11 protein-coding genes are annotated in these 12,997 nt (G+C 41.8%); 5 read left to right on the forward strand and 6 right to left on the reverse strand.

Annotated features, from left to right (window positions below; genetic code table 11):
* Window positions 1–159 precede the first annotated feature (159 nt).
* Entirely contained in the window at window positions 160–1,329 is a 1,170-nt protein-coding gene (locus ACYVTD_RS06185; RefSeq protein ID WP_461246915.1) for a C40 family peptidase, read from the reverse strand.
* A gap of 103 nt (window positions 1,330–1,432) precedes the next feature.
* On the opposite strand from ACYVTD_RS06185, the gene ACYVTD_RS06190 reads away from it, so the two are divergent.
* Window positions 1,433–2,194 (forward strand): ParA family protein, encoded by a 762-nt coding sequence (locus ACYVTD_RS06190; protein WP_461246916.1) that lies wholly within the window; start codon window positions 1,433–1,435, stop codon window positions 2,192–2,194.
* Window positions 2,195–3,121 (forward strand): ParB/RepB/Spo0J family partition protein, encoded by a 927-nt coding sequence (locus ACYVTD_RS06195; RefSeq protein WP_461246917.1) that lies wholly within the window; start codon window positions 2,195–2,197, stop codon window positions 3,119–3,121.
* A gap of 13 nt (window positions 3,122–3,134) precedes the next feature.
* Here the strand turns inward: ACYVTD_RS06195 and ACYVTD_RS06200 are convergent, their stop codons facing one another.
* The 3 genes from ACYVTD_RS06200 to glgP all read right to left on the reverse strand — a co-directional run bounded on the left by ACYVTD_RS06200 (window position 3,135) and on the right by glgP (window position 7,018).
* Window positions 3,135–3,680, reverse strand: a complete 546-nt coding sequence (locus ACYVTD_RS06200; RefSeq protein WP_461246918.1) for an outer membrane beta-barrel protein — start codon at window positions 3,678–3,680, stop codon at window positions 3,135–3,137.
* A 32-nt stretch (window positions 3,681–3,712) separates the two neighbouring features.
* Complete coding sequence (locus ACYVTD_RS06205) at window positions 3,713–4,402, reverse strand: queuosine precursor transporter (RefSeq protein ID WP_461246919.1); 690 nt, start codon at window positions 4,400–4,402, stop codon at window positions 3,713–3,715.
* Window positions 4,403–4,477: 75 nt separating this feature from the next.
* Window positions 4,478–7,018: an alpha-glucan family phosphorylase gene (glgP, locus tag ACYVTD_RS06210; protein WP_461246920.1), complete on the reverse strand. Its 2,541-nt coding sequence runs from the start codon at window positions 7,016–7,018 to the stop codon at window positions 4,478–4,480.
* A 171-nt stretch (window positions 7,019–7,189) separates the two neighbouring features.
* Between glgP and ACYVTD_RS06215 the strand changes: the two genes are divergently transcribed.
* A complete protein-coding gene (locus ACYVTD_RS06215; RefSeq protein WP_461246921.1) occupies window positions 7,190–7,558 on the forward strand; it encodes a hypothetical protein in 369 nt (122 codons plus the stop codon).
* Between the two features lie 52 nt (window positions 7,559–7,610).
* Here the strand turns inward: ACYVTD_RS06215 and ACYVTD_RS06220 are convergent, their stop codons facing one another.
* Together ACYVTD_RS06220 and ACYVTD_RS06225 are read right to left on the reverse strand one after the other, a co-directional pair.
* Window positions 7,611–8,144 carry an LEA type 2 family protein gene (locus ACYVTD_RS06220; RefSeq protein ID WP_461246922.1) on the reverse strand — a complete coding sequence of 178 codons (534 nt, stop codon included), beginning with the start codon at window positions 8,142–8,144 and terminating at the stop codon, window positions 7,611–7,613.
* Between the two features lie 28 nt (window positions 8,145–8,172).
* The gene (locus ACYVTD_RS06225; RefSeq protein WP_461246923.1) at window positions 8,173–9,018 is read right to left on the reverse strand and encodes a sigma-70 family RNA polymerase sigma factor; all 846 of its coding nucleotides are present in this window, start codon (window positions 9,016–9,018) and stop codon (window positions 8,173–8,175) included.
* Window positions 9,019–9,288: 270 nt separating this feature from the next.
* Here ACYVTD_RS06225 and ACYVTD_RS06230 point away from each other — a divergent pair, with 270 nt between their 5' ends.
* On the forward strand, window positions 9,289–10,785 hold the full coding sequence (locus ACYVTD_RS06230; RefSeq protein WP_461246924.1) for an HDOD domain-containing protein: 1,497 nt from the start codon (window positions 9,289–9,291) through the stop codon (window positions 10,783–10,785).
* Window positions 10,786–10,788: 3 nt separating this feature from the next.
* A partial coding sequence (locus tag ACYVTD_RS06235) for a chromosome segregation SMC family protein (RefSeq protein WP_461246925.1) occupies window positions 10,789–12,997 on the forward strand: 2,209 nt, incomplete at its 3' end.

The following is a 12,997-nucleotide window of genomic DNA, read 5'->3' on the forward strand; positions in this document are numbered from 1 at the left end:
ATTCCAATAGCAATCTACTCGGTATCGGACAATCCTAAAGACATAAGCCATGCGGAAGAAATAGGAACGTTTATACATAAGCCCGTCGCAAAAAAAGAACTGCTTGAAAAAATAGCAAAGATACTTGGCTAATAATTAAACGCGGCGCAAAAGCAATAATTATAAAACTTTTATCAACCATCTGATTCCGGTTGAAAAACGGAAATTTGCGGAAAAGTCCGCAGCGACATTAACATCGGCGTTATCACTGTAATACGACTGCCATGCGGCTTCGACATAAGGAGCGATCTCTCCGGCTGATGATTTAAAAACAAAGGGCGATAAGGTTATTCCCGCCGTACCAAACCAGCTTGTTCCGCCTGAGTAATAGCGCTTGTTACCTTTAATGGAAAGTGAAGCATCGCCAAAACTGAAAACGGGTCCAGCAAAGAGCCTTATCTTGTCATTTGGTCCAAAGGAAAATGTTATAGGTAAGCGAAATACGCCGAGACCTCCGTCATATTCCGGTCTTAATTCAAGACCGAAAATCATCTGAAATCCAAACGGATAAATATCCGCGTTAATACCTAACTGGGAAGTAAAGCCGCGAAACATATCGCCGTCTAATATAAAACCATTCCATATTGGCGCAAACGCAACTCCTACCAAAAGCCGCGCGTCTCTGCTTCCCTGTTTAGAAGAAGCCGGCTTAATTGCGCTTGCGCTTGTACTTGTGTTTGTACCAGTGTTTGTACCAGCGCTACTTTTGCTCCCTTTCCCGCCTGCGCTGGAAGCTCCCGCCATAGAATTATTATTACCTTTAATGTTTGACGCCGTTTCAGGGAAAGCGCGTCCTGCCCCGACATAAGAATTTGCCCAGTATTTTTCATCAAGGCTTGAATAAATTACCCCTGTCTTTGGTCCCGTAGAAGCCGAGTGAATAAAACGCCGTTCTCCCAGATACAGACCGACATGGGTTATCTTGCCGGAAAAATCGGTTTTAAAAAATAAAAAGTCGCCGGGTTGCGCTTTATCAAAAGTTGTCTTCTCCACCCACGAATAAAGCCCAGACGCCGATCTGGGGAGAGCGACATTTAATGCTTCTTTAAAAACAAGGCAGAGAAAGCCAGAGCAATCAAGCCCGCTGATTGTCATTCCGCCGTAACGATATGGGATTCCTTCATATTTTTTTGCCGTCTCAATTACCTTCTCTCGCAAGTCCTGATAAACTCTTGTCTTGTCTTCCGGCGAAGCTGTCGCCTTGGGCGCAAGGGCGTATCCGCTCTCAAGAGGAGCGGCAAAAACATTAAATGTGATAAATATCAGCAGTAATGGTAAAATTACTCTCATTTTATAATTATCGGCATAAAATCGCCCTTTCAAAATTACCCCGATGCCCCTATTCTAAACAGGCAGACTGGATAAAAGTTTCATTTTTTGCTACATTTTGTTTATGGGACAAATTTGTGTCTTTGTAAACCAAAAAGGCGGCGTTGGTAAGACTACCTCGGCAATAAACATCGGGGCATACATAGCGGAAGCCGGAAAAAACGTCCTTTTGGTTGATTTTGACGCACAGGCTAACCTCTCAAGCGGCATAGGCGCTAAACCGCTAAAGCCTGGAATTTATGAATTGCTTTCCGGTACGGCAACGGCGGAACAGGCGATAAAAAAAACCGCCGTCAAAAAATTGGATGTAATTCCGGCAAGCATCGATCTTTCAGGCGCGGCGGTAGAGTTAATTGACCAAAAAGAGCGTAATTTTTTCCTGAAAAAAGTCCTTACTCCAATAAAGAGCAGTTATGATTTTATACTGATTGATTGCCCTCCCAGCCTTGGACAACTTACAATGAACGGATTAGCCGCCGCGGATTCGGTGCTTATCCCCATGCAGTGCGAATACTTTGCGATGGAGGGGCTTAAACAGCTTTTACACACAACCAAACTTATTCAAAAAGGACTTAACCCGTCTTTAAAAATCGGCGGCATTTTTTTTACAATGTACGACCCAAGAACAAGGCTTGCCAACGATGTTATTAAACAGGTAAGCGCTATTTATAAAGAAGCGGTTTTAAATACTATCATTCCGCGAAACATCCGTCTTTCAGAAGCACCGTCTTATGGAATGCCTATTTCTCTTTACGACCCGCAATGCCCCGGAGCAAGAGCATACCACTCTCTTGCGCAGGAAATTATCCGCAGGGGAGGGAAATAAATGGCGCGCAGAATCGGACTTGGAAAAGGGCTAGACGCCTTATTGGAAAATAACGACGACAGCGAATCATACGCCGCGCCAGTTGCGGTGCAAACTACCGCAAGCGAGCCCGGTAAAAAAGCGCAGGACATTGTTCAGTTGCCGATAAACCAACTTGTCCCGAACCCAGGTCAGCCCCGTAAAAATTTTGACGAGACAGAACTTCAGGAATTAGCCGACTCAATAAAAACTTACGGCATTATACAGCCAATCATCGCGGCAAACGCCGGGGACGGCACTTACATCATCATCGCTGGAGAGCGCAGAACGCGCGCCGCAAAACTTGCAGGGCTTTCCGCAGTCCCCGTAATTATCCGCGATTATACAGATCAAAAAAAGCTTGAGATTTCATTAATCGAAAATATTCAGCGTAGCGATTTAAACCCGATTGAAGAAGCGGCGGCTTTTAAGAACCTTATGGACTTTTCCAATCTTTCGCAAGACGAGCTTGCGATGCGAATGGGAAAAAACAGATCAACCGTCGCAAACGCGCTTAGGCTTCTTAAATTACCCATTGAAATTCAAAAAAGCATAGAAGACGGAAAAGTAAGCTCAGGACACGCAAGGGCGTTGTTATCTGTAACCGATGTAAAATTGAGGGATAAACTTTACAAGGAAATACTTGCCGGCGAAGTTTCGGTTAGGGAAACAGAAAAGCGGGCAACCGCAATAAATAACGAAAAATCAGGCAAAGCAAAAACCGCAAAAGAAGCAGACAGCGGCAAGTCTCCAAAACGTCCGCCCGAAGTAAACGCCATGGAAGAAAAATTTATCGGCAAATTAGGAACAAAAGTAGTTATCGAAGGAGACCTGAACAAAGGCAGAATACATATCGACTATTACTCAATGGAAGATTTAGAAAGACTCTACGAAATATTAGGCGGTTGAGCACAACTGTAAATTAAAATTTGAACGCAAAGCCTATATCTAAATTAAAATAATTTGTATTATATCCTGTCTCTGTCCAGAAACCAAACCATTCATTTACAAAGTAACGCGCTCCTAAACTTACACCCCATAAGGGCCAGCCTAGATAGTCGCTATCACGCCACCCTGAATAAAATATCCAACCCGCCGTAGTAACCGCATAGGTATCAAGGTTTTTTACATCCCAATTAAAATGGTAGCCAAAACGTCCGCCAAGGGAAAAGTCATGACTAACATATCCTTTCCAGCCATATCCTGAATAACCAAAAATACCTCCCGCAAAAAACGGAAGCTTATTATCTCCTATCTCGATATTTCGATCTAACGATAAACGTATAGGCGGAATATATACATAATCTTTTTTAAACCTATAAAAGTCAGGGAATCCAACACCAAAGTTTAAAATCCAGCTTTTTGCGTCCTGACCGGGAGGAAATTTTGTCAGATCTTGCGGTTCCCATGCGAATAAAGACGTCCCTGCAATACCAAACACAATAAGAACAAAAAATAACTTTTTCATAAGAAACTTCTCCTTGATGTTATAAGTTATCTCTATTCATCATAAACATCAATACCTTCTTTCCGTTTTAAAAACCCTGATACCCAATAAGTAAAGGGAGTAACAACCGCTTCTATTCCGCATTTCAGTATATAATTCGTTAAAACAAGCGACCAGAAAATTTCCCAACTAAAGACTCCGGCAATGCTTGCTATCAGTACAAAAATCGCCGTATCCAGAAATTCGCCAACCAGCGTAGAGCCGATTGTGCGTATCCATAGAATACGCCCCTTCATTTTTACTTTCAGCTTTGAAAGTATCATGGCGTTGGAAAGCTCTCCTACAAGATAGGCGGACAGACTTGCAAGCACAATGCCGCCGTAACTTATTCCACCAAGAAGGGCGTTAAATGCGGTATCTCCGCCTGTTTCCGCCGACCAGTTTGCTTCCGACGGCAGTTTTCCCAATACAAAGAAAACCAAAGTGGTTAACACTAATGCCGCAAATCCTGTAAAAATGACACGCCGCGCCGTTTTGAATCCGTAGACTTCCGTTAAGACATCGCCCAGTACATAGGCAAACGGAAACAAAATCGTCCCGCCGTCAAAAACAAGCGGGATTGAAAAAAGAGAGATACCAAGATCGACAATTTTTGCCGAAGACGCAATGTTACTGACTACAAGGATAACAACAAAGAATGACGCAACAACATCAAGGTACTTAAAAGAGATAGGTTTGGTCATAAAGAACTCCTGTTTTTTTATGGCAGGTTATCAGGTACTGCCTATTTTCCCGAGCAAACTGCTCAGGTTAAATTATTACGCCCATTTAATAAAGCCGCTTCTGTACGGGTATAGCAACGCATCGTGTTTCGGCAGGATACGCACTGTGTGCCCCTGCATTCCCGTATCTGTACATTCAACGCGAACCTGATACAGATTTAAATTGCCTTCGCTCTTTAGCCACTTCATTTCTACTTTTCTTGCGTCGGAAATTTCTCTGTTCTGGTTTGATACAGTGCCATGATACAATTCAACTTGCAAATCGTTTGGCGAAACACTGCCTAAATCAAGGTAGGCTGTTACAGTAAGCGTATCTCCGCGTTGCATTACAGGTTTGGCGTTGGAATCAATTTTTACTATTTTCAGATTTGCCCATGATTGCTGTAGTTTGCTAAAATACGCCGCAAGTGATTTTGCTTCGGCATAACCGTCTTTGCTGAAACGTCGGTAATTTTTAAGCGCGGGAAAGTAAAATTGATTTGAATAATCCATCAACATACGATGAGACGCCATCGACTGCCCTATTTGTTTCATGCAGTCTTTCATCATTTTTATCCATTCGCGCGGAAGACCGTCGCGTCCTCTGTCGTAGAACATCGGAATAATTTCGCGTTCCAATAAATCGTACAGCGCTTTGCTTTCAATATCGTCCTGAAGTTTCTCATCGTTGTACTGCTCACCATGACCGATTGCCCAGCCGACTTGAGCATTGTAGGCTTCGTCCCACCAGCCGTCCAAAATTGAACAGTTAAGAACGCCGTTCATAGCCGCCTTCATGCCGCTTGTGCCGGACGCTTCCATGGGACGACGCGGGGTATTAAGCCACACATCACCGCCAGATGTTAAATATTTAGCTACGCTCATGTCGTAGTTTTCAACAAATACTATGCGGTTTGTAACATCGTATTTTTCGGCAAAGTGAATTATATCGCGAATTAAATCTTTACCGGGCATATCATGCGGATGCGCTTTACCGGCAAAAATTAATTGAATAGGACGATCATTATCCCTGATCAACCGTAAAAGGCGTTCAGGATCGCGAAGAAGCAGATTGCCGCGTTTATAAGTTGCAAATCGGCGCGCAAAACAAAGAGTAAGCATATAAGGTGAAAGAACATCTTCCGCCTGACGAACCCGTCGCTCTACCGCACCTGTACGTTTATACTGCTCGCGGATACGATCCCGCACAAAAGCGACAAGACGCTCGCGACGGCGTTCATGGGTGCGCCACAATTCTTCATCGGAGATACGATCCATGCGTTCCCAAATATTCAGTTCTGTAGGTCTGTCTTCAAACTTAGGACCAAAATATCTGTCTAAAAGATCGAGCATACCGGAAGAAATCCATGTGCGCGTATGAACACCGTTTGTAACATGATGGATTGGAACTTCGTTAAGCGGAAGTCCGGGCCACAACCCTTTCCACATATCGCGTGATACTACTCCGTGAAGTTTCGCGACGCCGTTGGCATAAGCCGCCATTTTTAACGCAAGAACAGTTAAACAGAAAGTTTCATGTTCATCGTTTACATTAATTCTGCCAAGACCCAAAAAATCTTTCCATGAAATACCAAGAACCTGGGGCCATGAACGGAAATATTTTTCCATCATGGAAATATCAAAACGCTCGTTTCCAGCCGGAACAGGAGTATGGGTAGTAAAAATGTTTGTAGGCCAAACCGCTTCGCGCGCTTCATCAAAAGAAAAGTTCATCTCGCTCATAATTTCACGAATCTTCTCAAGCCCCATAAAAGCGGCGTGTCCCTCGTTCATGTGAGTAGCCGCAGGATTTATTCCAAGTGCGCGTAACGCGCGTATGCCGCCTATGCCAAGCAGTATTTCTTGCTGTATACGAGTTTCTTTATCGCCGCCGTAAAGTGCCGAGGTAATGTTTCTTATATCCTGCGCGTTTTCTTCGATATTTGTATCTAACAAGTACAGTGAGGAACGTCCTACTTTAACTTCCCAAATTTGGGCGACTGCCTGTCTGCCTGCCAAATCTACGGAAATTTTTAAAGGCTGTCCGTCTTTGCCGTTTTTCTTTTCGACAGGCATATTGTACCAGTCGTTTTCAGGATAACTTTCCTGCTGGAAACCGTCGGCGTTCAGCATCTGTTTAAAATAACCCTGTCTGTACAAAAGCCCGATACCGACAAGGGGCAGACCCAAGTCCGAAGAAGTTTTCATGTGGTCGCCGGAAAGGATTCCAAGACCGCCTGAATAAATAGGCAGGGAAGCATCCATTCCGTATTCCATAGAGAAATACGCTACCACGTCTTTATGGCTGCCGCGGTACCAGGTTTCGCCTTTTTTATAGCGCTGAAACCTGTCATATACTTCCTTGAGCGCCGCCAAGTAGGAATCGTCTTTTGCGGCTTGCGCAAGCCTTTCCTGACTAACCATGCCCAATGTCCGCACGGGACTCTGTTCGGACGCAAGCCAGCAGTCATAATCTAACCTGATAAAAAGCTGCACTGCGTCATAATTCCATGATAACCAGAGATTTCGGGCTATCTCCTCCAAAGGCTTCAAGTCTGGCGGAAGCTTCGGTTTAACTGTATATGTGGATATATTCATATATTAAGTTTATTAGTATAAAAGCATTATGTCAACGCTAGAAATACAGGATAAATACCAAAAAATAACTAAGTATTACGCCATACTTTGAAAAAACCCTCTTTTATAATATTGTTTTTACTAAAACTTTTTGTTATACTGGCTAAAATCAACACGAAAAGGAGATAAAACATGAAAAAGTTACTTATTGTATTAGTTTTACTGTTTGCGGCGACTGTAGTATTCGGGCAAACAATCAAATTGGGAACATTTCCGGTAGGAAAATGGCTTGATCCCAATTGGGATGCTGTTTGGGAGTTTTCATCAAACAATATTAGAATCCTGAGCAGTACCGATGGAAGCGTTCTTTATGACTTTTCCAGCAAAACAATTCAGAATTTTAAAGTTTTTGTTGACGGCGTTCAGCCCGGAATTTCATTTACATGTCCTGAAGCGGAAAGATCATATTCTTTTAAGGCAAGCCTTCCAAAAACCGATGTTGTAATGGACATCGAAAGAAGCGATCAGCCAAAGTACAATTTAACCATGAAAAAACAATAACTAAATAAAATAAATTGAGGTTAAACGCACCTGTTAATTAGGTGCGTTTTTTTTATCTTCGTATGGGGAAAGCGCCGGGAACATCAAACCGCCTAATTTCGCCGCTGAAAGCGGGAATCCTAAAATCACAGATTAAAATAAGTAAACTGCCCATTTCTCTTGTATTTGCATTCGTAAAAGTTGAAAGATTCCTGTAATAATCCGCGTAATTTACCACCAGACGGAATTGTATCGGCGTTACGGAATTCGGGGCAAGAGTCGTTTCGTTCTCTATAACTCCCCGTATAAAAGATTTTTTATTTAACTGATAATCATAGGAAAATTTGGGCGACGGGATTTCAAACACATTAGGATTTTCAACGTTAACTGTAACAAGTATTTCGGTTTTTGAATTATCAACATTGTCCATAACCATAACCGGCACACTTATTAACGGAAGTTGAATAAGGGGAAGATCTCCAGTATTATCGAAATTCAAATCTTTTTCGACTAAATCAGGTTCCTGAAACGAAGGCTTTACAGTCTTACACGCAATAACAGCAACCATAATTATGATTGCCGTTACCGATAAAATATTTTTTTTCATTAATTACTTTATACATGATAAATCAAAATTATGCCACATACCCCCTTAATTGATCGGCGCGTTTTGGGTTTCTAAGCCTTGCAATGGCTTTTTCTTCTATCTGACGGATACGCTCTTTGCTCAGATTGTAACAAGCGCCAATTTCGTTTAATGACATTTCTTTCCGTCCAAGCCCGTAATGACAGCGAATAATTTCAGCTTCGTCTTTATCCAATGTATCAAGCATATTGTTAAGATCGTCTTTCATGCAGACATATTCCGCGTGTTTTTCGGGGGACTGATACTGTTTGTCTTCAATAAGTTCCAATAACGGCTGAACCTGATTGTTAGAGTTGTTATCCAGCGAAAGAATTTCTTTGGAAATATTGACGATTTCTTTAATATGGTTTTTATCCATATTTAAAAGTTCCGCTATTTCATTGATTTCTTCTTCCGGTGAATCCTGTTTTTCTATCATCTTGCCGGCTTTGTCTATCTTGATAAGATCTGCGGCGCAATTTACCGGAAGCCTTATCATTCTGGATTTTTCATAAAGAGCGCTTATAATCGCCTGACGTATCCACCATACTGCGTAAGAAATAAAATGGTAACCTTTTTCTACGTCAAAACGATCCGCAGCGTTGATAAGTCCTACATTACCTTCGCTAATTAAGTCTTCCAGAGATAATCCAAGTCCCTGATATTTTTTTGCCACTGTTATAACAAAGCGCAAGTTTGCGTTAATAAGCTTTTCTCTTGCCTCTTTATTACCGGTCGCCGCCACGCGAGCGGTCGCTTCTTCTTCTTCTCTTGTAAACACTGGGATACGGTTTATTTCTTTTAAATATACCGTAAGACTGTCACAACCATTTTTTCTTTTCTTTACATTATTCATAATCCACCACCTTTATACATTACAAGTAGCAATATCCATGCCAAGTGAAATTTCACGTATTTACGTTGTTTTTAAGGGGGGTTTTAAACCTATAATTTATATTTACGGGGATAATGACACAGTGTCAAAAAAACACATTAATACTGTATCATTTTGACACACCGCTATTGTGTCAAATCATACTCTTTTCTTAGAAACGGCGTTTTAATGGCAGATATCTTGATCTATATGGAAAATATGAATAATATTTAGTAAGGTAGGTAAAAAATTATGAGCTCTACTCCCGAACTGGTTGTGGACGAAGATAAAATCAAAAAAGCCATACAGTCCGGTCTTCCGCTGACAATTACCACATATACACACCCCAAAGAAATAGAAATTTACATTGAGCAGGTTATAGATTCGTTTCTACACCAAATGAATCAAATGAAATTAAGGGATTATATAGTTTATTGTGTTCAAGAGCTTGTAGTAAACGCAAAAAAAGCCAACACAAAACGAGTATACTTTACGGAACGCGGTTTAGATATCAATAATGACAGCGATTATCTTTTGGGAATGAAGGATTTTAAAGAAGATACAATAGGCAACATAGCCCATTATCTGCAATTACAAAAAGAAAAAGGGTTGTATATAAAAGTTGTTTTACAAGTAAAAAGAAATACTATTATTATAGAAATACGCAACAATGTTTCCGCAAATAAAATGGAGCAACTGCGAATCCAAGATAAAATGGCGCGTTCCAGACAATTTAACAGCTTAGAAGACGCGTTATCTCAAGTTCTTGATGATTCCGAAGGCGCGGGACTTGGGCTTGTAATCCTTGTTCTTATGCTGAAAAAAATGGGAATTGACGACGAAGCTTTTGAAATTAAAGCAAAGGGAAACTTAACAGTCGCCAGAATTTCTATCCCTCTTGATAAAACAATGGTAGACAATATGTCGGCTCTGTCGGAACAAATTGTTGAGAATGTTAACAGCCTGCCGCAATTCCCGGAAAATGTTTTACTTATACAAAAACTTATTAACGATCCCGCTTCCGATATGCCGATGATTGCAAGACAAATTTCAATGGACCCGGCTCTTACGGCTGATCTGTTAAAAATTGTCAACTCCGCGCAGTATATGTTATCCAAAAAAGTTGATAATATTTCTGACGCTGTAAAAATGATCGGTATAAAGGGAATAAAAAACCTGCTTTATTCGTACGGAACGCAGAAAATATTGGGCGACGATACTGTCGATAAAAAGAAGCTTTGGGAACATTCGTACAAAACCGCTTTTTATGCGTACAATTTGGTCAAAAACTTCAAAAACGATGCCGCTCTTTTGGACGATGTATATATCGGTGGAATGTTACACGACATGGGAAAAATAGTTTTCTCCAATGTACATCCCGATCTTTTAAATAAGATTAAAGGTTTCTGTACCGATAAAAATCTTCCCATAGCGGCGTTTGAAGATCTTTCCGCAGGTATGAATCATGCGGAACTTGGCGCTCTTATCGCCGAAAAATGGAATTTTCCGGACAAATTAGTGGCGGCAATACGGTATCATCACGATCCTGAATCCGCGCCTTTTGATTGCAAAGATCTGATCGATACCGTTTATCTTGCTAATATGTTCTGCGAATATGAAAACAACAATATCAGTTTTGATCAACTTGAAACAGAACCGCTTGAAAATTACGGTTTAAAGAATCAAAAACAAGTTGATGCATTGATTGAACGGCTTTCCGCAGGATTTATGAAAGAAGGACAGCTTTAATTTATGTTCCTTAAGCGACTTACGATTCTCGGCTTCAAATCTTTTGCAGACCGCACTGATATAGAATTTAACGACGGCATCACTGCCCTTCTGGGACCAAACGGCTGCGGAAAATCCAATGTAGTTGACGCGATCAAATGGGTCTTGGGCGAACACGCGATAAAATCACTTCGTGCCGAAAAAATGGAAGACGTTATTTTTGGCGGGACGGAAGCCAGAAAACCCCTCAATGTGGCAGAAGTTACTCTAGCTATCGCAAACGAAACAGGGCTTCTGCCAATGGATATGCCGGAAATTGAAATCAAACGCAGATTGTACCGTTCCGGGGAAAGTGAGTATTTTATCAATGGGACACAGGTTCGACTTAAAGACATACGGGAGCTTTTTTGGGACACCGGCGTAGGCAAGACCGCCTACTCGGTAATGGAACAGGGAAAAATAGATCAGATACTTTCGTCTAAACCGGAAGAACGGCGTTATCTTTTTGAAGAAGCGGCGGGCATTACACGCTACAGGGAACGGGGAGCGGAGGCAGAGCGTAACCTTGCCAAAACTGAGGAAAATGTGCGTCAGGTTGATTTGATACTGAACGAGGTAAAACGCGCCCATGACAGTTTAAAAATACAATCTGAAAAAACGATGAAATTCCGCACACTCCGCGATGAAATTTTTAACTATGAATTGGACATACAACTTTTACGCTTAAAACAATTCAAGTATGAAAGAGACGAAAAAAACGAAACATTAAGACGCAGAACACAAGACCGCGACAGGATACGCGCGGAAATGGAAGCGGAAAACAAAGCTTTGGAAGCGCACATGGACGAAGTAAACTCCATGGAAGCGCGGCTTGTGGAACTTCAAAAAAATATCTATGGTCTTGCTCTTGAAAAAAATGCAAGAGAAAACGAAGTGCGTCTGTTTAACGAACAGCGTGGTGAAAATAAAGTTAAAATCGGTCAAAACGAAGAACGCGAAAAGCAAGCTGTTCAAAAAATAACGGAACTAAACGCCGATGCCGAAGGACAGGACGCAGTTGTTCAAGACCTTAGAAAACAGTGCGAAAACATAGAAGAAAATATCCGCTCTTTTGAGGAAAATATCCAACTTGCCGCAGGACGCATAAGCGAAAACGACAAAGATTCGCACATGGCGGAAAATGAGATTCACGACATAGAAAAAGAACTTGCCGCCTTTGAAAAAGACCTTGCAAAAATAACAGACGACATTGTAGAAGAATTGGACGCAGGGCTTAAAAAAGCGGGCTATTCTGCGGCGGAACGCAAGAATGCGGAAGAAGCTTTACGCGAAACGCTTAACCGCCTAAAGACTTTCTTTTCCGACAAGGATGCTTTTATCAACAACTTTGCGGAAGCTTCGGAAAGCGCGAACAAAGCCGTAGAACTTTTTAACAATTACCGCGAACATTCACCTGTTTTTATTGATGAATTTTTAGCCCCACAGGGAATTATCACAAAGAAACGCGCATTGGATACGCAGATTAGAAACGCGAAAGACGGCATTGAAGAAAGGCGACAACGCATTAAAAAACTGCGTGAGGATAACGTCAATCTTATGGCGAAAATGAATGAATACCGAGCAACCCTTGAGGACTTGAAAGTTAACCGCGCTCAAATGAACGCCCGCGCCCAATCCGCCGAAGATCAAGCTCGTCTTATCAGGCGTGAATTGTCAGGGCAGGAAGGGCTATTAAAAAATATCCGCGACGAGCTTTCCTTGTACCGCAAAAGACAGGAAGAAATTAATGAGCGTATCACGGCGGCTCAAACAGAAATCGCGGGAATTGAGGAAAAGACTAAAGCATATTCTTCCGATTTGGAAAAGTTGGAAAACGATATTCGCAAAAGAAACGATAATGTCGCCAGTAAAAAAGAGACGATTAACAAGCGGACTTTGGAGCTTTCCAAAGTGCAAGAATCGCTGGAAAAGATTCATTTGGAGCTTGTCCAGTCCGACATGGAAATAAAAAACATTCAGGAGAATTTCAGGGAGACCCATTCCAGAGATTTAATGGAGTTTGAAGAGCGTATTTTCAGCATTACAACCGCTCCGGCTGTACTGCGCGAAAAACTTGCCTCCTCGCGCGCAAAAATGAAAGAGCTTGGCTCAGTAAATCTTATGGCTCCCGAAGAATACGCCGAAACAAAACAACGCTACGATTTTCTTAACAATCAGATGGCTGACCTTCAAA

The organism is Treponema sp. R6D11 (genome assembly GCF_054786075.1).

Bases quoted from the DNA above. Each gene is read 5' to 3' on its own strand.
- ACYVTD_RS06185 (WP_461246915.1), bottom strand. From the start codon at position 1,329: ATGAGAGTAATTTTACCATTACTGCTGATATTTATCACATTTAATGTT.
- ACYVTD_RS06190 (WP_461246916.1), top strand. From the start codon at position 1,433: ATGGGACAAATTTGTGTCTTTGTAAACCAAAAAGGCGGCGTTGGTAAG.
- ACYVTD_RS06195 (WP_461246917.1), top strand. From the start codon at position 2,195: ATGGCGCGCAGAATCGGACTTGGAAAAGGGCTAGACGCCTTATTGGAA.
- ACYVTD_RS06200 (WP_461246918.1), bottom strand. From the start codon at position 3,680: ATGAAAAAGTTATTTTTTGTTCTTATTGTGTTTGGTATTGCAGGGACG.
- ACYVTD_RS06205 (WP_461246919.1), bottom strand. From the start codon at position 4,402: ATGACCAAACCTATCTCTTTTAAGTACCTTGATGTTGTTGCGTCATTC.
- glgP (WP_461246920.1), bottom strand. From the start codon at position 7,018: ATGAATATATCCACATATACAGTTAAACCGAAGCTTCCGCCAGACTTG.
- ACYVTD_RS06215 (WP_461246921.1), top strand. From the start codon at position 7,190: ATGAAAAAGTTACTTATTGTATTAGTTTTACTGTTTGCGGCGACTGTA.
- ACYVTD_RS06220 (WP_461246922.1), bottom strand. From the start codon at position 8,144: ATGAAAAAAAATATTTTATCGGTAACGGCAATCATAATTATGGTTGCT.
- ACYVTD_RS06225 (WP_461246923.1), bottom strand. From the start codon at position 9,018: ATGAATAATGTAAAGAAAAGAAAAAATGGTTGTGACAGTCTTACGGTA.
- ACYVTD_RS06230 (WP_461246924.1), top strand. From the start codon at position 9,289: ATGAGCTCTACTCCCGAACTGGTTGTGGACGAAGATAAAATCAAAAAA.